The organism is Microbispora sp. NPDC046973 (assembly GCF_040644495.1).
Classification (GTDB): Bacteria; Actinomycetota; Actinomycetes; order Streptosporangiales; family Streptosporangiaceae; genus Microbispora.
Genome location: NZ_JBEYWQ010000002.1, coordinates 314,597 through 337,170, shown reverse-complemented (window position 1 = coordinate 337,170; position 22,574 = coordinate 314,597). Strand labels below are relative to the sequence as shown.

Annotated in this window: 21 protein-coding genes; 17 read left to right on the top strand and 4 right to left on the bottom strand. The window is 73.3% G+C overall.

Features of this window, described 5'->3' with window-relative positions; genetic code table 11:
* Positions 1 to 305: 305 nt before the first annotated feature.
* From ABZ860_RS05610 to ABZ860_RS05540, 15 genes are all read left to right on the top strand, one after another.
* Entirely contained in the window at positions 306 to 1,163 is an 858-nt protein-coding gene (locus ABZ860_RS05610; protein ID WP_357215520.1) for a dihydroorotate dehydrogenase electron transfer subunit, read from the top strand.
* Positions 1,164 to 1,184: 21 nt separating this feature from the next.
* Complete coding sequence (locus tag ABZ860_RS05605; RefSeq protein ID WP_357215517.1) at positions 1,185 to 2,159, top strand: dihydroorotate dehydrogenase; 975 nt, start codon at positions 1,185 to 1,187, stop codon at positions 2,157 to 2,159.
* Positions 2,156 to 2,854, top strand: coding sequence for an orotidine-5'-phosphate decarboxylase (pyrF, locus tag ABZ860_RS05600; protein ID WP_357215514.1), 699 nt, complete (start codon positions 2,156 to 2,158; stop codon positions 2,852 to 2,854). Before ABZ860_RS05605 ends, pyrF begins: the two co-directional genes overlap by 4 nt.
* A 219-nt stretch (positions 2,855 to 3,073) precedes the next feature.
* Positions 3,074 to 3,397 carry an integration host factor, actinobacterial type gene (gene mihF, locus ABZ860_RS05595; RefSeq protein ID WP_030450375.1) on the top strand — a complete coding sequence of 108 codons (324 nt, stop codon included), beginning with the start codon at positions 3,074 to 3,076 and terminating at the stop codon, positions 3,395 to 3,397.
* A gap of 122 nt (positions 3,398 to 3,519) precedes the next feature.
* Positions 3,520 to 4,080, top strand: coding sequence for a guanylate kinase (gene gmk, locus ABZ860_RS05590; protein WP_357215511.1), 561 nt, complete (start codon positions 3,520 to 3,522; stop codon positions 4,078 to 4,080).
* Positions 4,081 to 4,093: 13 nt separating this feature from the next.
* The gene (rpoZ, locus tag ABZ860_RS05585; protein WP_030508986.1) at positions 4,094 to 4,357 is read left to right on the top strand and encodes a DNA-directed RNA polymerase subunit omega; all 264 of its coding nucleotides are present in this window, start codon (positions 4,094 to 4,096) and stop codon (positions 4,355 to 4,357) included.
* 15 nt (positions 4,358 to 4,372) lie between these two features.
* Positions 4,373 to 5,626: a bifunctional phosphopantothenoylcysteine decarboxylase/phosphopantothenate--cysteine ligase CoaBC gene (gene coaBC, locus ABZ860_RS05580; RefSeq protein ID WP_357215508.1), complete on the top strand. Its 1,254-nt coding sequence runs from the start codon at positions 4,373 to 4,375 to the stop codon at positions 5,624 to 5,626.
* Between the two features lie 68 nt (positions 5,627 to 5,694).
* Positions 5,695 to 6,063 (top strand): hypothetical protein, encoded by a 369-nt coding sequence (locus tag ABZ860_RS05575; RefSeq protein ID WP_357215505.1) that lies wholly within the window; start codon positions 5,695 to 5,697, stop codon positions 6,061 to 6,063.
* 186 nt (positions 6,064 to 6,249) lie between these two features.
* Entirely contained in the window at positions 6,250 to 7,437 is a 1,188-nt protein-coding gene (gene metK / locus ABZ860_RS05570; protein WP_357215502.1) for a methionine adenosyltransferase, read from the top strand.
* 156 nt (positions 7,438 to 7,593) lie between these two features.
* Entirely contained in the window at positions 7,594 to 10,173 is a 2,580-nt protein-coding gene (locus ABZ860_RS05565; protein WP_357215499.1) for a primosomal protein N', read from the top strand.
* Positions 10,174 to 10,213: 40 nt separating this feature from the next.
* Entirely contained in the window at positions 10,214 to 11,890 is a 1,677-nt protein-coding gene (locus tag ABZ860_RS05560; RefSeq protein WP_357215496.1) for a hypothetical protein, read from the top strand.
* A gap of 23 nt (positions 11,891 to 11,913) precedes the next feature.
* Positions 11,914 to 13,155 carry a hypothetical protein gene (locus ABZ860_RS05555; RefSeq protein WP_357215494.1) on the top strand — a complete coding sequence of 414 codons (1,242 nt, stop codon included), beginning with the start codon at positions 11,914 to 11,916 and terminating at the stop codon, positions 13,153 to 13,155.
* 46 nt (positions 13,156 to 13,201) lie between these two features.
* Positions 13,202 to 13,750 (top strand): peptide deformylase, encoded by a 549-nt coding sequence (gene def, locus ABZ860_RS05550; protein WP_357215491.1) that lies wholly within the window; start codon positions 13,202 to 13,204, stop codon positions 13,748 to 13,750.
* Positions 13,750 to 14,679, top strand: coding sequence for a methionyl-tRNA formyltransferase (gene fmt / locus ABZ860_RS05545; protein WP_357215488.1), 930 nt, complete (start codon positions 13,750 to 13,752; stop codon positions 14,677 to 14,679). The genes def and fmt overlap by 1 nt, the downstream gene beginning before the upstream one ends.
* A gap of 169 nt (positions 14,680 to 14,848) precedes the next feature.
* Complete coding sequence (locus tag ABZ860_RS05540; protein ID WP_357215485.1) at positions 14,849 to 16,351, top strand: transcription antitermination factor NusB; 1,503 nt, start codon at positions 14,849 to 14,851, stop codon at positions 16,349 to 16,351.
* Positions 16,352 to 16,420: 69 nt separating this feature from the next.
* Here the strand turns inward: ABZ860_RS05540 and ABZ860_RS05535 are convergent, their stop codons facing one another.
* Complete coding sequence (locus ABZ860_RS05535) at positions 16,421 to 17,293, bottom strand: winged helix-turn-helix transcriptional regulator (protein ID WP_357215482.1); 873 nt, start codon at positions 17,291 to 17,293, stop codon at positions 16,421 to 16,423.
* 53 nt (positions 17,294 to 17,346) lie between these two features.
* Here ABZ860_RS05535 and ABZ860_RS05530 point away from each other — a divergent pair, with 53 nt between their 5' ends.
* Both ABZ860_RS05530 and rpe read left to right on the top strand, forming a co-directional pair.
* The gene (locus ABZ860_RS05530) at positions 17,347 to 18,654 is read left to right on the top strand and encodes an MFS transporter (RefSeq protein ID WP_357215479.1); all 1,308 of its coding nucleotides are present in this window, start codon (positions 17,347 to 17,349) and stop codon (positions 18,652 to 18,654) included.
* A 75-nt stretch (positions 18,655 to 18,729) separates the two neighbouring features.
* Positions 18,730 to 19,401, top strand: coding sequence for a ribulose-phosphate 3-epimerase (rpe, locus tag ABZ860_RS05525; RefSeq protein ID WP_357215476.1), 672 nt, complete (start codon positions 18,730 to 18,732; stop codon positions 19,399 to 19,401).
* A 7-nt stretch (positions 19,402 to 19,408) separates the two neighbouring features.
* Here the strand turns inward: rpe and ABZ860_RS05520 are convergent, their stop codons facing one another.
* From ABZ860_RS05520 to ABZ860_RS05510, 3 genes are read right to left on the bottom strand one after another with little or no spacing between them, the layout of a single operon-like run.
* Complete coding sequence (locus tag ABZ860_RS05520) at positions 19,409 to 20,440, bottom strand: dipeptide ABC transporter ATP-binding protein (protein WP_357215474.1); 1,032 nt, start codon at positions 20,438 to 20,440, stop codon at positions 19,409 to 19,411.
* A complete protein-coding gene (locus tag ABZ860_RS05515; protein ID WP_357215471.1) occupies positions 20,437 to 21,501 on the bottom strand; it encodes an ABC transporter ATP-binding protein in 1,065 nt (354 codons plus the stop codon). The genes ABZ860_RS05520 and ABZ860_RS05515 overlap by 4 nt, the downstream gene beginning before the upstream one ends.
* Positions 21,502 to 21,557: 56 nt before the next feature.
* Complete coding sequence (locus tag ABZ860_RS05510; protein WP_357215468.1) at positions 21,558 to 22,538, bottom strand: ABC transporter permease; 981 nt, start codon at positions 22,536 to 22,538, stop codon at positions 21,558 to 21,560.
* Positions 22,539 to 22,574: the final 36 nt, after the last annotated feature.

Genomic DNA, 22,574 nt, shown 5'->3' with positions numbered 1-22,574 from the left:
CGAGCGGAGCGAGCGCCATGAGCGCGGAGGGCGCGCCGGCGGTCTGGACTGAGGAGCGAGGGGAGCGAGGTACGAGCGACCCGGAGTGACGAGGGAAGACGTCGGCTCAGGCGCCCGAGCCGCGCGAGCGGAGCGAGCGCCATGAGCGCGGAGGGCGCGCCGGCGGTCTGGACTGAGGAGCGAGGGGAGCGAGGTACGAGCGACCCGGAGTGACGAGGGCTGGATACACTGCGCGCCTCCGGCACGACCAGGCCAGCTTGGGCGCCCGGGGCCGTGCGAGCGGAGCGAGCGCAAAGGAGCGGAGAGTGGCCGGCAGTCCGGTTCAGGTCACGGGCACGGTGCTGACGACGCGCCGCGTGGACGCCTACCATGCGCTCACCGTCGTCGCGCCGGGCATCGCGGACCGGTTCCGGCCCGGCCACTTCGTGACGGTCGCCGTCGGGGGCCGCAACTCCTCGATGCTCACCCGGCGGGCCTTCACGATCCACGACGTGAAGCCGGACTACGGTGGCACGGTGGAGCTCGTCTTCGGCGTGCGCGGTGCCGGGACGGCCTGGCTCGCCGACCTTCGGGCGCGCGACACGCTCGACCTGGTCGGCCCGCTCGGCCGCCCCTTCCCCCTGCCCCGCGACCCCTGCACCTGCGTACTGGTCGGCGACGAGCACGGCGCGGCGCCGCTGTTCGCGCTGGGGGACGCGCTGCAGCAGCGGGGCTGCCGCATCGACTTCGTGCTGGGGGCGCCGTCGGCCGACCGGGTCTTCGGGGCGCTGCGGGCCCGCAGGATGGGCGAGACGACCACGCTGACGACCGAGGACGGCTCGCTGGGCATGCGCGGCAAGGTGACCGATGTGCTGCCCGGCGTGATCGCCGACGCGCGGGCCGACGCGGTCTACGCGTGCGGGCCGATGGAGACGCTGCGCGGCGTCACGGCGGTCGCCGTCGAGTTCGGCGTCCCCGTGCAGGTGGCCGTGGAGGAGTCCATGGCCTGTGGCATCGGCGTCTGCATGACGTGCGTGGTGCCGGTCATCGGCGACGACGGCGTGACCCGCATGGTCCGCGCCTGCACCGAGGGGCCGGTGTTCCGGGGCGAGCGGGTGCGGTTCGACGACGTCGGGACGATCCCGTTCGACGCGCTCGGCGCGCCCGGCGGACGGCATGTCTGAGCCGGGGCGGGGGAGGCGGCCGTGACCGCCGACCTGCGGACCTACCTGGCCCACGTGGAGCTGCCCAACCCGGTGCTGACCGCCTCGGGCTGCGGCGGGACCGGCCGCGAGCTGGCCCAGTTCTCCGACGTCCACCGGCTGGGCGCGTTCGTCACCCGGTCGATCACCATGGCCCCCCGCGCGGGACGGCCGACGCCGCGGATGGCCGAGACCCCCTCCGGGCTGCTGAACGCCGTGGGCCTGCAGGGCCCCGGCGTCGAGGCCTTCCTGGAGCGCGAGCTGCCCTGGCTGGCCGAGCGCGGGGCCCGCACGGTCGTGTCGATCGGCGGCGGCACCGTGACCGAGTACACCGCGCTGGCACGGCGCCTGGCCGGCGTCGACGGCATCACCGCCGTGGAGATCAACCTCTCGTGCCCGAACGTCGAGGACCGCGGCAGGGTGTTCGCCCGTGACGGGGCCGCCGCGGCGGAGGTCGTGGCCTCGGTGCGCGCGGCCACGCCGTACGAGGTGCCGGTGATCGCCAAGCTGTCCCCGGACGTGGCGGACGTCGTCGCGGTCGCCCGCGCCTGCGTGGACGGCGGCGCCGACGCCCTCGCGATGATCAACACCCCGGTCGGGATGAGCATCGACGTGGACACGATGCGCCCCTCGCTCGCGGCCGGCACCGGCGGCCTGTCCGGCCCCGCCGTACGGCCCCTGGCGGTGCGCTGCGTGTGGCAGGTCCACGCCGCGCTGCCCGGGGTGCCCATCATCGGCATGGGCGGCGTGACGACCGGCAGGGACGCCCTTGAGCTCGTCCTGGCGGGCGCCTGCGCCGTCGCGGTGGGCACGGCGCTGTTCCACGACCCCTACGCCTGCCCGCGCGTCCTGAGGGAGCTTGAGGAGCTTCTGCAGGAGCGCGGGTTCGACCGGCTCGCCGACGCCGTGGGCCTGGCCCACCGCCCGGCGGGCGCGCAACCACGTTCGCGATCAGATCTCGAGGAGAGTTCGCTTTGACCACGCCCGCTCCCATCGCCGTCGCCCTGGACGCGCCCGACCTGGAGACCGCGGCCCGCTGGGCCGGCCTGGTCACCCCGCACGTCTCCACGGTGAAGGTGGGGCTGGAGCTCTACCTGCGGTACGGGCCCGACGTGATCGCCTCGGTGCGCGGCGCGAGCGGCGTCCAGGTCTTCCTGGACCTCAAGCTGCACGACATCCCGAACACGGTCGGCGCCGCCGCCCGGGCGGTCGCCCGGCTCAAGCCGACGTACCTCACCGTGCACGCCGCGGGAGGCCCCGCGATGGTGAGGGCGGCCGTCGAGGCGGCCCCCAACACCCAGATCGCCGCCGTGACGCTCCTGACGTCGCTTTCCGAGGCCGATCTCCGCGAGATCGGTATCCAGGGACCCCCCGCGGACGTCGCGCGCCGTATGGCCGCCGTGGCCGTCGGCGCGGGCGCCCAGGCCCTCGTGTGCTCGCCCAGGGAGGTCGCCGCCGTACGCGCGGAGGTCGGCCCGGACGTGACGTTGATCACTCCGGGCGTGCGGCCCGTCGGCGCCGACACCCAGGACCAGGCGCGGGTGGCCACCCCGGAGGACGCGATCGCCCACGGGGCCGACCTCCTCGTGATCGGCAGGCCCATCACCGGGGCGCCCGACCCGGGCGCGGCGGCCGCCGGGATCGCCGCCGCACTGCGCCGCGTGAGCCCCTGAGCGAGCGCCGGGCGGCCTCCGGCTCCGTCACCATGCGTCATCCCGCTCCGGGCCTGCTGAGGCGGTTTTGATCTACGAAGAGTGACTTTTCCAATACCAAAAGTAGTAAAATCAATTTTGTAGTCCGAGAAACCGCCCTTGACGTTGCCGTTACGGCCAAGACCAGCTAGTTTCCCCTCCCGTCCGAGTACATCGACAAGAAATTCGAGGTGACCCGGCGTGGCTCTTCCTCCCCTGACCCCCGAGCAGCGCGCCGCAGCTCTTGAGAAGGCTGCCAAGGCACGCAAGGAGCGTGCCGAGGTCAAGAACCGGCTCAAGCACGGCGCGGTTTCTCTGGCTGAGGTGCTGAAGGATGGGCAGACCGACGACGTCATCGGCAAGATGAAGGTCTCGGCTCTGCTGGAGTCGCTCCCTGGCGTCGGCAAGGTCCGCGCCAAGCAGCTCATGGAGCGCCTTGGTATCGCCGAATCCCGCCGCGTGCGGGGTCTCGGCGCCAACCAGCGCGCCTCCCTGGAGCGCGAGTTCGGCGGCGCCGAGAGCTGATCTCGGCGGCGTACGAGCGAGTTTCACGGGGGTACGGAGTGACCGACACGTCCCGGTCCGCTGGAGATCGGGCCCACGAGGCAGTCGCGACCAGCGGATTCAGGACACGCGGCGGTGACTCCATGCCTCGCCCGCGCCTGACGGTCCTGTCCGGTCCGTCGGGTGTGGGGAAGTCCACGGTCGTCGCCGAGCTCCGGCGGTCCCACCCTGAGGTGTGGCTGTCGGTCTCGGTGACAACCCGGAAGCCCCGCCCGGGGGAGCAGCACGGCGTGGAGTACTTCTTCGCCGGCAACGACGAGTTCGACGAGCTCGTCGCCTCCGGCGAGCTTCTGGAGTGGGCCGAGTTCGCCGGCAACCGGTACGGCACGCCCAGGCGGCCGGTGCTGGAGAAGCTGGCGGCAGGCGTCCCCACCCTGCTGGAGATCGACCTGCAGGGCGCCAGGCAGGTGCGTACGACGATGCCCGATGCCCTGCTCGTGTTCCTCGCCCCGCCGAGCTGGGAGGAGCTGGAGCGGCGGCTGCGCGGCCGCGGCACCGAGCCTCCCGACGTGATCGCCCGCCGCCTGGAGATGGGCCGGGTCGAGCTGGCGGCGGAGAAGGAGTTCGACCTCACGATCGTCAACACGTCCGTCAAGGACGTGTGCCACCGGCTGATAACCTTGATGGGAAACTCACCTAGCTAGGGGAATCACTGACGTGGCAAGCAGCTCCGCCTACGCGGAAGGCATCACCAACCCGTCGATCGACGCGCTTCTCGACATCGTCGACAGCAAGTACAGCCTTGTGATCATGGGTGCGAAGCGGGCGCGCCAGATCAACGCCTACTACTCTCAGCTCGGCGAGGGCCTGCTGGAGTACGTGGGGCCCCTCGTGGAGACCCACGCCCAGGAGAAGCCGCTGTCCATCGCCCTGCGCGAGGTCTCCGAGGGCCTGCTCACCTCTGAGCCCATCGAGGGCTGAGCACCACCTCCGCCGATGACGTCTGTCGTGCTGGGCGTGAGCGCAGGCATCGCGGTCTACAAGTCCTGCGAGCTGCTGCGCCTGTTCACCGAGTCGGGACATGACGTGCGCGTCGTGCCGACCCGGGACGCTCTCCGGTTCGTCGGCGAGCCGACCTGGGCGGCGCTGTCGGGCAATCCGGTGACCACCGAGGTGTGGGAGTCGGTGCACGAGGTGCCGCACGTGCGCATCGGGCAGTCCGCCGACCTGGTGGTCGTCGCCCCGGCGACGGCGGACGTGCTGGCGCGGGCCGCGCACGGCATGGCCAACGACCTGCTCACCAACACCCTGCTCACGGCGCGGTGCCCGGTGGTGTTCGCGCCCGCGATGCACACCGAGATGTGGGAGCACCCGGCCACGCGGGCGAACGTGGCGACGCTGCGCGAGCGCGGCGCGATCGTGATCGAGCCCGCCGTCGGCAGGCTCACCGGTGCCGACACCGGTCCCGGACGGCTGCCCGACCCCGCCGAGATCTTCGAGGTGTGCCGCCGTGTGCTGGCGGGGCGGCGCGAGGACCTGGCCGGGCGGCACGTCGTCGTCTCCGCCGGCGGCACCCGTGAGGCGATCGACCCCGTGCGCTTCATCGGCAACCGGTCCTCCGGGCTGCAGGGATACGCCCTCGCCCGTACGGCCGTCGCCCGGGGCGCGGAGGTCACGCTCGTGGCGGCCAACGTGACGCTGCCCGATCCCGCGGGCGCGAAGGTCGTGCGGGTGGAGTCGGCGCGACAGCTGCGCGACGCGGTCCTCGCGGCGGCCGAGCACGCCGACGCGGTCGTGATGGCGGCCGCGGTCGCGGACTTCCGGCCCGTACGGCAGAGCGACACGAAGATCAAGAAGTCGTCCGCCGAGCCCGATCCAATCCATCTGGCGAAAAATCCCGACATCCTGGCCGAGCTGGGGGAGATCCGCCGGGCCAGGCGGGAGGCGTACGCCGCGGGGGACGCGCCGGCGGGCGACGGGCGCGAGAGCGCCGACGGGCCGCATCCCCGGGTCATCGTGGGATTCGCGGCGGAGACCGACGACGTCCTGGCCAACGGCCGGGCCAAGCTGGAGCGCAAGGGCTGCGACCTGCTCGTCGTGAACCAGGTCGGGGAGAACCTGGCCTTCGGCACGCCGGACAACGCGGCCGTCGTCCTCACGGCGGAGGGCGGGTCCGTGGAGATTCCGAGGGGTCCCAAAGAGGATCTCGCCGACGTAGTGTGGGACTTGGTGGCGCAGCGTCTCGCCTGACCTTCGCGTGGTGCCGGCGCGGGCGCCCGCCCCGCCCCCACAGGTCGTGCATCGAGGGAGCGATCGCCATGCCGGTGTCCGCCACGATCAGGGAGCGCTGCCGGGCGATGCTCGGTCCCGGCGAGGACATCCGCTACGTGTTTCCCGCGGTGGCCCTGCCTCCTCCCGCCATGATCGGTTTCCTCGTCGTGGTGACGGACCGCTCGATCACCCTGCTGTCCACCAAGATGTTCAGCAGGGACGAACCGTCCGGAGTGTGGGCGCGCTACCCCCGCCGTACCCGCCTCGGCCCTGTTGAGTTCGGGTCAGGGCCGCGTATCGAAATCGGCGGCATGACCCTGGAGGTCGACGACGAGTACGCCGCCGTGGTGGCGGCGGCGGACGCGGAGGCCTTCTCGCCCGGTGACCTGCCTAGAGATCCCCTGCCCGACCTCTGACACGCCCTCCGCGCCTGCGGCGGGTCTTCTCGCGTGCGGCCGACCCGGCGTCCGAAACCCGGATGCCTTCGCGGCTCCGCAGCGCCTAAGGCTAGACTCGCGTGAGCATCGAGTGGCCGCGGTGGGGCTGGGCTCTACCGCCGGCCACTCATGGACGTCAGCAGCCGCTGCATGAGGAGCCCTGAGTTGTCCCGTCGCCTGTTCACCTCCGAGTCGGTCACCGAGGGCCACCCGGACAAGATCGCCGACCAGATCAGTGACGCGATTCTCGACGCCATGCTCAAGGACGACCCCAAGAGCCGGGTCGCCGTCGAGACGCTGATCACTACTGGCCAGGTCCACGTCGCCGGAGAGGTGACGACGGAGACCTATGTCGACATCCCCGCCCTGATCCGCGAGAAGATCCTCGAGATCGGCTACGACGCCTCCCACAAGGGCTTCGACGGCGCCTCCTGCGGCGTGTCGGTGTCCATCGGAGCGCAGTCGCCGGACATCGCGCAGGGTGTGGACGACGCCTACGAGCACCGTGCGGGCGAGGGTTCCGACGACTTCGACCGCCAGGGCGCGGGCGACCAGGGTTTGATGTTCGGCTACGCCTGCCGCGAGACCCCCGAGCTGATGCCGCTGCCGATCCAGCTCGCGCACCGGATGGCCCGGCGCCTGTCCGAGGTGCGGAAGAACGGCACGGTTCCCTACCTGCGCCCGGACGGCAAGACCCAGGTCACGATCGAGTACGACGGTGACCGGCCGGTCCGCCTCGACACCGTGGTCGTCTCCACGCAGCACGCTCCGGAGATCGACCTGCGGGAGATGCTGACGCCCGACATCCGCGAGCACGTGGTCGAGCCGGTGCTGGCCGACCTGGAGATCGAGACCGAGGGCTACCGCCTGCTGGTCAACCCGACCGGCCGCTTCGAGATCGGCGGGCCCATGGGCGACGCCGGGCTCACCGGCCGGAAGATCATCATCGACACCTACGGCGGCATGGCCCGCCACGGCGGCGGCGCCTTCTCCGGCAAGGACCCGTCCAAGGTCGACCGCTCGGCCGCCTACGCCATGCGCTGGGTCGCCAAGAACGTCGTCGCGGCCGGTCTGGCCGAGCGCTGCGAGGTGCAGGTCGCCTACGCCATCGGCAAGGCCCAGCCGGTCGGCCTGTTCGTCGAGACGTTCGGCACCGAGAAGGCGCCGGTCGACGTGATCCAGGACGCGGTGCTCCAGGTCTTCGACCTGCGTCCTGCCGCGATCATCCGCGACCTCGACCTGCTGCGCCCGATCTACTCCGAGACCGCCGCCTACGGCCACTTCGGCCGTGAGGGCTTCTCCTGGGAGTCCACGGACCGGGCCGACGCCCTGCGCAAGGCCGCGGGCCTGTAACACACCGCTGACGAAGCACCGCGAACATCGTCGCCCCGGGCGGCGCCCGCCTCTGACGGCGGGCGCCGCCCATGCGTGCCCGCCGGGTCTCCCCGGACGTCCACAGGCGGCGGCGTACGTGTGATTGCGGCTCGCCGGGTCTGGTAGGACGTAGAGGTGACCGAGCCGACCCGCGCCCCGCATCCCCAGGAGGCGCTCCTTCCGGCGCCCCCGGCCGCCCCGCAGCGGCCCGCCGAGCGGGCCCGTGGGGGCACTGAGCGGACGCGTGGGGGCACTGAGCGGACGCGTGGAGGCACTGAGCGGACGCGTGGGGGCACTGAGCGGACGCGGGGGACCACAGGACCGGGGCGGGCGGGCTCGCCCAAGGGCGCGCGCGAGGCGGCGCCGAACCTGCCCGTCGCCAGGGTCGTGGTGGACACGCCGCTGCCGCACCTCGACCGGCCCTTCGACTACCTCGTCCCCACCACGATGGACGCCGAGGCGGTGCCCGGCTGCCGGGTGCGCGTCCGCTTCGCCGGGCAGCTCGCCGACGGCTACCTGCTCGAACGGCTCTCCGAGAGCGAGCACGAGGGCCGGCTGTCCTTCCTGGAACGGGTGATCTCCCCGGAGCCCGTCCTCACTCCCGACATCGCGCGGCTGGCCCGCGCCGTGGCCGACCGGTACGCCGGGACCATGCCGGACGTCCTGCGCCTGGCCGTTCCGCCGCGGCACGCCCGGGTCGAGGCCGAGGCCAGAACGCCGGCGCGCCGGGCGGCGACCCCCGAAGACACGGCAGGCGCCGGCGCCGCGGACGCCGCCGAGGGGGACGTTCCCCCGCCTGCCCCTGAGTCCGCAGGCGCCACGGCGGACACCGAGGGCCCGCGTCCACGCCCCCTAAAGGGCACGGTACCTGCGCGGCAGGATGCAGGGCATACGCAGGACGAGGGACACCCGGCGCAGACTGCGGCCCACGAAGACGCGGCCCACGAAGACGCGGCGCACCCGGCGACGATGCACGGGGAGACGACGCCACGGGAGGCCGCGCCAGACGAGGCGGCGCCCGGCGACGCGGCGGGGCGGCGGGCGGCCCGGGCCTACGGCGACGCCTGGAGTGCCTACCCGGCGGGCGCCTCCTTCCTGGAGGCGCTGGCCGAGGGCAGGGCGCCGCGCGCCGTGTGGACGGCCCTGCCGGGCACGGACGCCGCCGGGCCGTCGTGGCCGCACGCCATCGCGGCCGCCGCGCGGGCGACACTGGACGGCGGCCGGGGCGTCGTCGTGGCGGTGCCCGACGGCAAGGACGTGGCGCTGGTGACCGCGGCCCTGGGGGAGACGCCGCACGTGGCGATCACGGCGGACCTCGGACCCGCCGAGCGCTACCGGCGCTGGCTCAAGGCGTTGCGCGGCGAGATCGGGATCGTGGTGGGCAACCGCCCCGCGGCGTACGCGCCGGTGGCCCGCCTAGGGCTGGCGGTCGTCTGGGACGACGGCGACGACCTGCACGCCGAGCGCCACGCGCCCTACCCGCACACGCGGGAGGTCCTCGGCCTGCGCGCGCACCAGGCGGGGGCGGGCCTGCTCGTCGGCGGCTACGCCCGCACCGCCGAGGCTACCGCGCTCGTCGAGACGGGCTGGGCGGCCCCGCTCGTCCCCGACCGTACGGCGGTCAGGGCCCGGGCGCCCCGGGTGCGCCCGGCGGGCGACGACGCGGAGCTGGCCCGCGACCAGGCGGCCAGAGCGGCCCGCCTGCCCAGCATCGCCTGGCGGGCGCTGCGGGAGGGGCTGGAGCACGGCCCTGTGCTCGTCCAGGTGCCGCGCAGGGGCTACCTGCCCGCGCTGGCCTGCCGTCACTGCCGCGCGCCCGCCCGTTGCTCGGGCCTGCCGCCGGTGCGCCCGGTCCAGACACCCGGGGCCGCCCCGGGAGGCGTGGCGCCCGGCGGCAGGGCGCGGATGCTCGTGGACCCCGTGCCGGCGGAGCCCGCCGCCACCGGACCGGTGTGCTCGGGCCCGCTCGCGCTGCGCGGCGGGCACGCCGTGCCGTACTGCCGCTGGTGCGGCCGGATCGCGGGCGACTGGCGCTGCCCGTCCTGCGGCGGCACGGGAGTGCGGGCCGTCATCGTGGGCGCGCGGCGCACCGCCGAGGAGCTGGGCCGGGCCTTTCCCTCGGTGGCCGTGCGCACCAGCGGGCGCGACGGCGTGCTCGCGACGGTGAGCGGCGCCCCCGCGCTGGTCGTGGCGACGCCCGGGGCCGAGCCGGTGCCGGACGGCGGCTACGCGGCCGCCGTGCTGCTCGACGGATGGGCGCTGCTGGGCCGCCCCGACCTGCGCGCGGCCGAGGAGGCGCTGCGGCGCTGGACGAACGCCGCCGCCCTGCTGCGGCCCGCGGGGGAGCTGGTCGTCCTGGCCGACGCCGCGGTGCCCGCCGTACAGGCCCTGCTGCGCTGGGACCCCGTCACCTTCGCGGAGCGCGAGCTCGACGAGCGGGCCGAGCTGGGCTTCCCCCCGGCCGTGCGGATGGCGACGCTGACGGGCCCGGCCGCGGCGGTCAGGGAGACCCTGGCGGGCGCCGGGCTGCCTCCCGGGGCGCAGGTGCTGGGGCCGGTGCCGGTGGAGGGCGGGCTGGAACGGGCCATGGTCCGGGTGCCGCGCCACCTCGGGTCCGCGCTGGCCCGCGCGCTCAAGGGCGCCTCCGGTGTGCGCTCCGCGCGCAAGGCGCCGGACGTGGTACGTGTGAACATTGATCCGCTCGACCTCATCTGACCGATTCGCCTCGCACAAAGCGAGCCGTTAGCGTGCCTCTGTGTCGATCGAATGGGTGAACCGGGCCATCGACGGCCTGCGCGCCTGGGGGCGCGAGCGGAACGTCGAGGTCGACGTCGACGAGGTACGTCTGCTGTGCGACTACGCCAGCGACTACCTGGAGGTGAACGAACTGGGCGATTTCCGGCCGGGCACCTTCGAGGAGCTCCTGCTGGAAATCTACCCGCGCAAGGTCATCGCGCCACCGGAGAGCGCGCCGGAGACGGTCGCCGCGGCGCGGACACTGGTCGAGTTCCTGCTGGACACGGGCGAGATCGGCAGCAAGACGGCCGCCCGGATGCGGGAGACCATCGACCGCATCGAGCCGGAGATGCCGCAGGCGCTCGCCGACACGTCCAAGTTCGGCATGGCCAAGAGCCTGTTCAGCGCCATCGGGCCCGACTCGCTGGAACTCGACGCGGCCCAGACCGCGCGGGCCCAGGGGGCGCAGGGCGGGGCGGACGGCGACGAGTGCGACTGCCCCGGCTGCGCGCCCCTGCCGCCCGTACGGCTCGCGCCGCGCGAGGAGGTGGCGCGGGCCGTGCGCGAGGTGCCGATGCTGCGCGACGCCCACCGGGTGGTGGCGTGGCTGGTGGAGGGCGGCCGCACGGTGACGACGCGCCGGTCGCTGCGGGTCAGGGACGCGCGGGCGTGCACGGCCGAGCTCGGCGTCGAGTGTCCGGAACCGGCGTGGCGTCTCGCGCTCGACCTGGGCCTGGCCCGGCTCGACGGCACGGCCGTCCTGGTCACGGAGGAGTTCCGTGAGCTGGACGCGCGCGGTGAGGACGAACTGCTCGACCTGTGGCGGTCGGCGCTGGAGTTCCTCGTCGAGAGGTCCGTGCCGCTCACCGGGGAGGCGGTCGTGGACGAGGGGATGTCCCAGATCCACGACCTGCTCTACCGGCTGCAGTCGCCCGTCCCGGTGGACGCGCTCGCCGACTATCTGCGCGAGGTGGCCGCCGGGCGGCCGGTCGGCAGGCTGGACGAGGCGCTGACCGCCCTGGCGTACGCGGGAACGGTCCAGCGCACCGAGGACGGCCTGGCCCTGACCCCGCACGCCCTGTGGGGCCTGCGGGAGCTGTACGCCGGCATGGGCCTGGACGCGCCGCTCGCGCCGGCCCCGGCCGAGGGCGACGCGAGCGGGCTGATCGCCGGCCTGATCGGCGACGGCACGGCGGACGAGGCGGCCGAGCGGGACATCGCCGAGTGGCTGTCGCGGCGCACCCCCGAGCAGGCGGCGTCGGAGCTGCTCGCCGCCGTGGCCGGCGCCCCGGCCGAGGTGCGCGGGGTCGCCGTGACCATCGTGGACCGGCTGGGCGTCGAGGCGGCGCCGGTCGTGCGGTCCTACCTGGACGACGCCGAGCTGCGCCCGCACGCCATCCACTGGCTGTCCTCCCGGGGCCTGGACGCGCCCGCGCTCACCCCCGAAGAGGTCCTGTGGGTGAGCGTCGACATGCTCGCGCTCGCGCTGCCCGCCGCCGAGGCCGACCCGGAGGGCTTCGCGGAGAACATCGCGGCCTCGGGGCCGCCCGCCCATCTGATCGAGGACATGTGGCGGGTGGACCACCCCGACGTGGTCGAGGTTCTCGAACTGCTCGGCAGCACGCTGCCGGACCAGGCCGCAGCCAAAGCCGCCCGGAAAGCGGCTTTCAAGGCTCGTTCGCGGGGCATCAGGTGACTGCTGTGCAGTAAGTTGCTGGAATGGCCGACAGCGACGTGCTCACCTTCCCGCCGGTCGACATCGCCCCCGACGAGCTGCTCGTCCACGCGGTGCGGGAGGTCCCGCTCGTACGGGACGCCCGCCGTATCGCCGAGTGGGTCGGGGCCCGCTGCGGGGCCTCCCCGCGGGGTGTGTGCGAAGTCACCGAGCAGGGGCTGCCGCACCCCGCCGAGGCCGAGGCGGTCGTCGCCGAGCTGGGCCTGGAGGCCGCCAGGCTGCGCCTGCTGTGGGTGGTCGCGGTCAACGGCCGTCTCGTGGAGGTCACCCGGCAGGGCGCTCGTCCCGGGCCCGGCGTGTCCGACCCCATGGAGTTCTGGGACGGCGTGGTCATGGACGTGCTCGACCGGACCGAGGAGGGCCTGACCGGGTCGGCCGTCATCGACGAGCACCTCACCGAGATCCTCGCGACGATCTACTCGGTGCGTGAGGGCATGCCGCTCGCCGCCCTGGCCGGCGGCATCCTCCAGGCCCACGAGGTGGGCTGCGAGGCGCGGCCGGCGGACCTGCGGCGGCTGCGGATGACCCTGCCGGGGGAGCTGGCGGCGGCCATGGCGCTGCTGGAGTACTGCGGGCTGATCGAGCTGACCGGGGAGCTCGTGCGGCTCAGCCAGCCGGGCGTGTGGGCCGTGCGCCGTGACCTGCTGAGGGAGGGCCACGACGCGCCGTCGCTCGGCGAGGTGGCCGCGCTGGCCGAGCTGGGCGCCGCCGACCTCATCGACGCCATGCTGACCGGCCGGGCCTCCGCCAGCGCCGCCACGCTGTGGCTGGAGCGCCGGGTGCCGGAGGACGCGGCGCGCGAGCTCATCAAGATCGCCGCGTCGGGCAACGCCGCCCAGCGCGGCACCGCCGGGACCGTGCTCGAGGAGCTGGGCCCCGAGGCCGCGCAGGCCGTACGCGAGGCCCTGGACGAGCCGATGATGTGGCGCTACGCCGCGGCCTGGCTGGGCGTGCGGGACCTGGAGGCGCCGGCCCTCGGCGAGGGCGACGGGGCCTGGGTGGCGGTGGACACCCTCGCCGCCCTGCTCTACATCGGCGCCCCGGTCGACTCGGTGGCCCACTTCGACCTCCTCGGGGAGGACCTGCTCACGCTGGTGCCGGAGATGGGCCGGGCCGACCACCCCGACGCCCTCGCCGTGCTGGAGATGCTCGGCAGGCACCATCCCGATCCGCTGATCGCGAAGACCGCCAGGAAGACGGCGATGAAGGTGCGTTCACGCCCGTAGACTGGGGTGATCCTCCTCGTGTACGTGACGTGAACGGAGCCAACCCTTGGCCATTCAGCCGATCCGCCTGTTCGGCGACCCGGTGCTGCGCACCCCGGCCGAGCCGGTGGTCGACTTCGACAAGGAACTGCGCAAGCTCGTCAAGGACCTGACCGACACGATGATGGACGCGCCGGGCGCAGGCCTGGCCGCGCCGCAGATCGGCGTCGGCCTGCGCGTGTTCACCTACTACGTGGACGAGCAGCTCGGGCACCTCATCAACCCCGATCTCGACCTCGGCGGCGAGATGGACGAGGAGGGCGAGGAGGGCTGCCTGTCCTTCCCCGGCCTGTCCTTCCCGACGCCCCGCGCGATCAGGGCGGTGGCCAAGGGCTTCGACATGCACGGCGAGCCGGTGACGATCGAGGGCACCGACCTCATGGCGCGCTGCTTCCAGCACGAGACCGACCACCTGGACGGCGTGCTGTTCATCGACCGGCTGGACCCCAAGCAGCGCAAGCTCGCCATGAAGGCGATCCGCGAGGCCGAGTGGAGCGGCCTGTCGGCTCCGGTGGTGAAGATCTCGCCGCACGCCACGCAGGGAAGGGCTCTGTAGTGCGCCTGGTCTTCGCCGGCACGCCCGACACCGCGCTCCCGTCGCTGCGCGCCCTGCTGGACTCGCCCCGCCACGAGGTGGCGGCCGTCGTGACCCGGCCGGACGCGCAGTCGGGCCGGGGGCGCAAGGTGCATCCCAGCCCGGTGGCCCAGCTGGCGGAGGAGTCGGGAATCGAGGTGCTCAAGCCGGCGAAGGCCGCGGACCCGGAGTTCCTCGACCGGCTGAGGGCGATCGGCCCCGACTGCTGCCCCGTGGTCGCGTACGGCGCCCTGCTGCCGCAGGCGGCGCTCGACATCCCTCCGCAGGGGTGGATCAACCTGCACTTCTCCGTGCTGCCCGCCTGGCGCGGCGCGGCGCCCGTGCAGCACGCCGTGCTGCGCGGCGACGACGTCACCGGCGCCTCGACCTTCCGCATCGTGAAGGAGCTGGACGCGGGGCCGGTGTTCGGCGTGCTCACCGAGCAGATCCGGCCGGATGACACGAGCGGCGCGCTGCTGGCCCGGCTCGCGGAGTCGGGCGCGGGCCTGCTGCTGGCCACGCTCGACGGCGTCGAGGACGGCACGTTGGAGGCGCGTCCGCAGCCCGCGGACGGCGTCAGCCTGGCCCCGAAGATCACGGTCGAGGACGCCAGGATCGACTGGACCGCGCCCGCGATGCGAGTGGACCGGCTGGTGCGGGCCTGCACTCCGGCTCCCGGCGCCTGGGCCGAGTTCCGCGGCCAGCGCGTCAAGATCGGCCCGGTTCGGCTCGCGCCCGACGCGGGCAAGCTCGCCCCCGGGGAGATCGCGGCCACGCGGAAGACCGTCCTCGTCGGCACCGGCACCCACCCCGTGGAACTCGGCGAGGTGCAGCCGCAGGGCAAGCGGCAGATGAGCGCGGCCGAATGGGGCCGCGGCGTCCGGTTCGCGGACGGTGAGACCCTGGTCTGAAGGGCCCTGCCCGCCGGGATCCGGCCCCGGCCCCGTGCCGGGAGGACGGCGTGGCGGGCGGCGGAGCCGAGGCGGCGGATCAGCGAGTGGCAGGGCCGAGGGCGGCGGCGTCGAAGGTGACAACGTCGAAGGCGGCAGGGTCGAAGGTGGCAGGGTCGAGGGTGACACCGTGAAGCAGGGCAGAGGTCAGGGCGGCGGCGGCGCGCGGCGTGGCCAGGGGAGCGGCCAGGGCGGCGGCAAGGGCGGCGGCTCAGGGCAGGTCCGCCCGGGACACGGCGGCAGGGCGGGCCACGGCGGGCAGACCCCGCACGCGGCGAAGGCCGGGCAGCCGAAGCAGGGCCGCGGGCGCCCGCCCCGTGACGAGGCGCGCAACGCCGCCTATGACCTGATGCGGGCTGTCGACGAGCGCGACGCCTACGCCAACCTGCTCATGCCGGCCCTGCTGCGGCAGCGGCGGATCGCCGGACGCGACGCGGCCCTCGCCACCGAGCTGGCGTACGGCACGCTGCGCGGCCTCGGGACCTACGACGAGGTCATCGCCGCGTGCAGCGACCGTCCTCCGGAGGAGGTGGACCCGCCGCTGCTCGACGCGGTGCGTCTCGGCGTTCACCAGCTTCTGCGCACGCGGATCCCGCCCCACGCGGCGGTCAGCGCCACCATCGACCTCGTACGGCTGCGCGTCGGGCCCGGCCCGTCCCGCTACGCCAACGCCGTGCTGCGCAAGGTCGCGGGCCGCACGCTGGAGCAGTGGCTGGAGATCGTCGCCCCGCCGCGCGCGCAGGACCCGGCCGGCAACCTGGCGGTCACCTACAGCCACCCGCGCTGGATCGTCACCGCCCTGCGCGACGCGGTCGGCGGGGACGTGGACGAGACGGCCGCGCTGCTGGAGGCCGACAACGAGCGCCCCCGCGTGGCGCTGGTGGCGCGGCCGGGGCGGGCCACGGTGGAGGAGCTGGTCGAGGCGGGGGCCGAGCGGGCCGCCTACTCGCCGTACGCGGTCTACCTGCCGGAGGGCGACCCGGGCTCCATCCCCGCCGTAGGGGAGGCGCGGGCCGCGGTGCAGGACGAGGCCAGCCAGCTCGTCGCGCTCGCGCTGACCCGCGTGCCGCTCGAGCGGGACTCCACCTGGCTGGACATGTGCGCGGGCCCCGGGGGGAAGGCCGGGCTGCTCGACGCGGTGGCGACGCAGCGGGGCGCCCGGCTGCTCGGCGCCGACGTGCAGTATCACCGCGCCCGGCTGGTGTGGGGCACCACCCGCGAGGCGAAGGTGATCACGGCCGACGGCACGCGGCCCGCCTGGCGGCCCGGCGCGTTCGACCGGGTCATGCTCGACGCCCCCTGCACCGGGCTCGGCGCCCTGCGCAGGCGGCCGGAGGCCCGCTGGCGGCGCGACCCCCGGAGCATCCCCGAGCTCACCGCGCTGCAGCGGCGGCTGCTCGACTCGGCGCTGGAGGCCGTCCGGCCGGGCGGCGTCGTGGCGTACGTGACCTGCTCGCCGCACCTGGCCGAGACCCGGGCGGTGGTGGAGGACGTGCGCGACCGGGTCGAGGTGCTGGACGCCCGCGCGTTCCTGCCCGAGGTGCCCGGCCTCGGCGACGGGCCGTACGCGCAGTTCTGGCCGCACCGGCACGGCACGGACGCGATGTTCCTGGCGCTGCTGCGCCGCTCCTGACAGTCCCGCCGCCACCGCCCGCGTGCAGAGCCGGGCATCTCCTGGGCGACGGACGCGCGGTGACGGTCGTCATCGACCGCGGACGAGGGCGAGCATCTCCTCCACGGAACCGGCCGGATCGCTGATCGGAAACTGCACCGCCCGGATGATCGCGCCGGGGTCGACCAACAGGGTGAGGCGCTTGAAGCGGTCGACGCCGGACGTTCGGAAGGTCGGCAGCAGCAGTCCGGCGGCGAGCCTGCTGTCCTGGTCGGACAGGAGGGGATAGGGCAACCTCGCGTGCGCGACGAAGGCGGCCAACTGGTCGGGTCGCTGGGTGCTCACGCCTCGGATCGCGGCACCCGCCGCCTCGAAGTCGGCGCACCGTGACGCGTAGGTGAGAGCCTCCAGAGTGCAACCCTTCGTCCCCGGGATGTCGGCCCAGCCGGGCGGGTAGCCCTGGGTGCCCGGGGCGAAGGCGCCGGGGAAGAAGTAGAGCACGGTCCAGGCGCCCGGTGCGTGGGGCGCGACCGGCTCGCCGTCGTGTCGTTCCAGCACGACGTCCGGCAGCTTCCGGTTGACCAGATCGTGCACCCGACGGCTCTCGGCGGATCCTTCCTCGCTGGTCGCGGTCAGCGCCCCGTCGCCCATCACATGTCTGGCGCCCCAATCCTGCAGGGCGATGAGCGCCGGCAGCAGGCCTTCACCCTTGGTGGTCAGCACGTAGTCGTAGCGCGGCGGGCGATCGGAATAGGGCCGCCTCTCAAGCACCCCGTGTTCGACGAGCCCGGCCAGGCGTTCGGCCAGAGCCCGGCGGCTGACGCCGAGCTCACGCTGAAGGCCGTCGAAGCGGGTGATGCCGCCCGCGATGTCGCGCACGATCAGGAACGTCCACCAGTCGCCGATCACTCCGAGCGCTTGCGCGATACCGCAGTCGGAGTCGGGCAGATCGGCGCGCTTCACGTGCTCCAGTATAGTGCGTTCCATTATGGAACTCACTGAGGAGAGGCGCCGGGATGGGAATCGGCAGTGGAGGTGGAGCGGGCGTCTTCTGGCGGTGGTGGACGGCCGGCACGACCAGCGCGGTCGGCTCGGCGGTGGGCGCGGTGGCGCTGCCGCTGACGGCCTTGACGGTGCTCGACGCCTCCGCGCTCCAGATGGGCATGATCGCCGCCGCCGGTTACGTCGCCTGGATCGTGATCGGCCTGCCGGCCGGGGTGGTGGTGCAGCGACTCCCCATGCGAAGGGTCCAGATCGGCGCCGACCTGGCCCGCGCGGCGGCGGTCGTCTCCATCCCGCTGGCCTGGTGGTTCGACCGGCTGACGGTCGCCCAGCTGGTGATCGTGGCCCTCGTGACGAGCTTCGCGAACGTCGTCTTCGACGTCGCCAACTCGACCTTCCTGCCGTCGATCGTGAGCAAGGAGCAGTTGCAGTCCCGCAACAGCCTGACGTCCGGCACCCACGCCACCACTCAGCTCGGTGGGCCGTCGGTCGGCGGCCTCGTCGTCCAGGTGCTCGGGGCGGTGCCCACCCTTCTCGTCGACGCGGCCGGCTACCTTGTCTCGGCCCTGCTGCTGCGGACCCTGCCCGAACGCCGCGCACAGGCCCCCGACCGCTGGCCGCCGGTGCGCGCGATGATCGGCGAAGGCTGGCGTTTCGTCGTGCACCACCCGGTCATGGGTCCGTGCATGTGGGCCGCCACCGCGGCCAACACGGTCTGCGGGGCGCAGCACGCGCTCTACGCGCTGTACCTCGTACGCGAGCTGCACGCCGGGCCCGGCCTCGTCGGCCTGCTGCTGGCGGCGGACGGCGTCGGCACGCTGATCGGCGCGGCTTCGACGAACCGGGTCACGGCCAGGCTCGGCACCGCCCGCACCCTGATCGTCGCCGGCGTCGTCGCGGTCGCCGGGGCGCTCGTCGTTCCCCTCGGCACCGGTTGGCGGGGCTTCGCCGCCTTCGCCGCGGGCAACGTGGTGTTCGCCGCCGGCGTCGTGATGCTCAGCGTGGTGACCCGCACGTACCGGCAGATCGCCAGCCCGCCCGACCTGCTGCCTCGGGTGATGGCCACGGTCCGCTTCGTCTCCTGGGGCGCGATCCCGATCGGCGGGTTGGTCGCCGGTGTGGTCGCCGGGATGCTCGGCGGCCGGGTCACCCTAATGATCTTCGTCGTCGCGGCCGTCTGCATACCGCTGGTCCTGCTGGCCTCACCGATCCGGCACCTGCGCGAGCTCACCGACCATCGGCAGAGCGGCGAATCCACCGGCTCGTCACCGCGTCACCGGCGGCTCGCCCCCGAAGCACAGGCGGACACGTCCAGCCTGTGAAGCCCGCGTCCGCGAACGTCCGGGCCGCCGGGGAGGGGTGGGACGGACGCCCGGGCGAAATAGACTGCAGGCACTATGGCCGTTCAGATCTCGCCCAGCATCCTTTCCGCAGACTTCGCCCGCCTCGCCGACGAGGCCGCACGGGTGGAGAACGTCGCCGACTGGCTCCACGTCGACGTGATGGACTACCACTTCGTGCCGAACCTGACGCTCGGCCTGCCGGTCGTCGAGTCGCTGCTGAAGACCACCTCGACGCCGGTCGACTGCCACCTCATGATCCAGGACCCGGACCGGTGGGCGCCGGACTACGCGGAGGCGGGAGCGGCCAGCGTCACGATCCACGCCGAGGCGGCCAAGGCCGCCGTGCGTACGCTGCGGGCGATCCGCGCCGCCGGGGCGCGGGCCGGCCTGGCGCTGAACCCGGCGACCGCCGTCGAGGGGTACGAGGACCTGCTGCCCGAGATCGACATGATGCTCGTCATGACCGTCGAGCCCGGTTTCGGCGGGCAGCGCTTCCTCGACATCGTGCTGCCGAAGCTGGCGCGGGCCCGGGCGCTGATCGACAAGCACGGCGGCGAGGTGTGGCTCCAGGTCGACGGCGGCGTCTCCGCGGAGACGATCGAGCGCTGCGCCGAGGCCGGGGCCGACGTCTTCGTCGCGGGCAACGCCGTCTACGGCGCCGACGACCCCGCCCGCGCCGTCGCGGAGCTCAGGAGCCTCGCCGAGCGGGCCACCCCGCCCGCCTGAGCGCGCGTCAGGCGAGGGCGGGGTCGAGGACCACGTCCTCGCCCTGCGTGGTGGGCGCCTCGGGGAAGTGGCAGGCGGTCAGGTGGCCCTCGCGGTTGCCGCTGAGCCTGACCAGGGGCGGCACCTCCGTGGCGCACTTGTCCTGGGCCTTCCAGCAGCGCGTGCGGAACCGGCAGCCGGACGGCGGGTTGATCGGCGAGGGCACGTCGCCGGCCAGGCGGATGCGCTCGCGCGGCTCGCTCGACACGTCCGGCTCGGGCACGGCCGACAGCAGGGCGTGTGTGTACGGATGCCGGGGCCGCTCGTAGATCGACTGACGGTCGCCGACCTCGACGATCTTGCCGAGGTACATGACGGCGACGCGCTGGGAGAAGTGCCGTACGACGGCGAGGTCGTGCGCGATGAACAGGAACGCGATGCCGAGGTCGCGCTGCAGTTCCTGCAGCAGGTTGACCACCTGGGCCTGGATGGAGACGTCCAGCGCCGACACCGGCTCGTCGGCGATGATGAGCTTGGGGTCCAGCGCCAGGGCCCGGGCGATCCCGATGCGCTGCCGCTGGCCGCCGGAGAACTCGTGCGGGAAGCGGTTGTAGTGCTCGGGGTTGAGGCCGACGATCTCCAGCAGCTCCTGGACCCGCTTCTTGCGCCCGCCGGGCGGGTTGATGTCGTTGACCTCCATCGGCCCGCGGATGATCGTGCCCACGGTCTGGCGCGGGTTGAGCGAGCTGTAGGGGTCCTGGAAGATCATCTGAATCTCGGGCCGGATCGGCTTGAGCCGCCTGCGCGAGCTGTGGCTGATGTCCTGCCCCCGGTAGAGGATCTTGCCCGAGGTGGGTTCGAGCAGGCGGGCCGCGAGGCGGCCGGTGGTGGACTTGCCGCAGCCCGACTCGCCCACCAGGCCGACGGTCTCGCCCGCGCCGACCGTGAAGTCGATGCCGTCCACCGCGTGGACGGCCCCGACCTGACGCTTGATCAGCGCGCCGCCCCGCACGGGGAAGTGCTTGACCAGCTCCTTGAGCTCCAGCAGCGTCTCGTTCATGCGCGGTCCTCGGTCTTCGCGGTGCGGAGTTCCCTCTTCTGCTCGAGGGTGAGGTAGCAGGCGTCGCCGTGCCCGGTCTCCGGGGAGATCGACGGCCGCTGTTTGAAACACAGCTCCGGCCCGGCGAGCTCCGGGTAGTCGCAGCGCGGGTGGAACGGGCAGCCGGACGGCGGGTTCAGCAGGCTCGGGGGAGTGCCGCGCACCGGCCTCAGCGGGACGTCCACGGACGAGTTCAGGCGCGGCATCGACGACAGCAGGCCCCAGGTGTAGGGGTGGCGCGGCTCGCGCAGCACCTCGCGGACGGTGCCGCGCTCGGCGGCCCGCCCGGCGTACATGACCATGACGTTGTCGGCGGTGCCGGCCACGACGCCGAGGTCGTGGGTGATCAGGATGATCGCGGTGCCGAACTGCTGCTGGAGTTCCTTGAGCAGGTCGAGGATCTGCGCCTGCACGGTCACGTCGAGCGCGGTCGTCGGCTCGTCGGCGATGAGGAGGTCGGGGTCGCACACCAGCGCCATCGCGATCATCGCGCGCTGCCGCATGCCGCCGGAGAACTCGTGCGGGTAGTGGTCCACCCGCGTCTCCGGCTGGGGGATGCCCACGCGCCGGAGCATCTCAATGGCCCGGTCGCGGGCCTCCTTCTTGCTCGCGCCCTTGTGCTTGCGGTAGACCTCGCCGATCTGCCGGCCGATCGTGTGGAACGGCGACAGCGCGGTCAGCGGGTCCTGGAAGATCATGGCGACGCGGTTGCCGCGGAGTCTCTCCATCGTGCCGCGGTCCGCCGAGATCAGCTCCTGGTCCTCCAGCCAGATCTCCCCGCCGATCTTCGTGTGGGCGGGGTCGTGCAGGCCGAGGATGGCGAGGTTGGTCACCGACTTGCCCGATCCGGACTCGCCGACGATGCCGAGCGTGGTGCCCTTCTCCAGATCGAAGGACAGGCCGTCGACGGCGTGCACGATGCCGTCCTCGGTGCTGAACTCGACGCTCAGGTCGCGGACGGACAGGAACGGCCCGGGGCCGCGCGAGGTCCCCGGCTCGCTGCTCCACGACACGGTGGTCACTTGCTGCTCCAGTTCCGGGTTGGACTTGGTTGGCGTTCGGCTTGGTAGGGCGGGGCTCAGCTCAGGCGGACCCGCGGGTCGATGAACGCGTAGAGCACGTCCACGACGATGTTCAGCAGGACGATCGCCGCCGCGCCCACGATGGTCACGCCGAGCAGCATCGGCAGGTCGGTGTTCTGCACGGCGCGTACGGCAAGCTCGCCGATGCCGTGCAGGCTGAACGTCTGCTCGGTGATGATCGCGCCGCCCAGGAGCGTGGCGAGGTCGACACCGAAGATCGTGATGATGGGGATCACCGCGCCGCGCCAGGCGAAGCGGAAGAACACCGCCCGGCTCGACATGCCCTTGGCGCGCGCCGTGCGGACGTAGTCCTCGGCGAGCTGCTCGACCATCTGGGAGCGGGTCATGCGCGTGTAGTTGGCGGTGAAGATGATCGACAGCACCACCCAGGGCAGCATCAGGTGGGTGAACCAGTCCAGCGGGTTCTCGGTGATCGGCACGTAGGACGGGCGCGGGATCAGGTGCATGGTGTCCACGAGGTAGAACGCCAGCAGCGGCCCGACGAAGTAGATCTGGAGCGAGGCCCCGACGACCGACGACGCGCTGGCGATCTTGTCGAGCGGCTGCCCGACCTTCCAGGCCGCGATCATGCCGGTGAGGATGCCGAACGCCAAGATGACCACCGACGCGCCCAGGGTGAGCGACAGCGTCACAGGGAAGCGGTCGACGATGGCGCCGAAGACGGGCTCCTGGGTGGCGAAGGAGTAGCCGAGGCAGGGCGCCGGGCACTCGCCGAACTGGACGAACTCCCGGCCCGCGAAGATGCCCGCCAGCCAGTGCCAGTACTGCACGAAGAGCGGCTCGTCCATGCCCAGGTTGTGCCGGATCAGCGCCAGCGTCTCGGGCTGGCAGATCTTGCCGCAGAACGCCCGGGCGGGGTCACGCGGGACGGCGTAGAAGAGGTAGAACGTGATCGCGCTGATGATGATCAGGATCACGAGGGCGCCGGCGACGCGGCGTACCAGATAGCTGGTCATGGTCTCGCACTTGCTCCTGCGGGCGGGACGGGCCGG

What these genes read in the sequence shown, in the direction of transcription:
- rpe (WP_357215476.1), top strand. Translation starts at nt 18,730, where the DNA reads ATGGCCGTTCAGATCTCGCCCAGCATCCTTTCCGCAGACTTCGCCCGC.
- ABZ860_RS05530 (WP_357215479.1), top strand. Translation starts at nt 17,347, where the DNA reads ATGGGAATCGGCAGTGGAGGTGGAGCGGGCGTCTTCTGGCGGTGGTGG.
- ABZ860_RS05510 (WP_357215468.1), bottom strand. Translation starts at nt 22,538, where the DNA reads ATGACCAGCTATCTGGTACGCCGCGTCGCCGGCGCCCTCGTGATCCTG.
- ABZ860_RS05575 (WP_357215505.1), top strand. Translation starts at nt 5,695, where the DNA reads ATGCCGGTGTCCGCCACGATCAGGGAGCGCTGCCGGGCGATGCTCGGT.
- ABZ860_RS05555 (WP_357215494.1), top strand. Translation starts at nt 11,914, where the DNA reads ATGGCCGACAGCGACGTGCTCACCTTCCCGCCGGTCGACATCGCCCCC.
- coaBC (WP_357215508.1), top strand. Translation starts at nt 4,373, where the DNA reads ATGACGTCTGTCGTGCTGGGCGTGAGCGCAGGCATCGCGGTCTACAAG.
- gmk (WP_357215511.1), top strand. Translation starts at nt 3,520, where the DNA reads ATGCCTCGCCCGCGCCTGACGGTCCTGTCCGGTCCGTCGGGTGTGGGG.
- ABZ860_RS05520 (WP_357215474.1), bottom strand. Translation starts at nt 20,440, where the DNA reads ATGAACGAGACGCTGCTGGAGCTCAAGGAGCTGGTCAAGCACTTCCCC.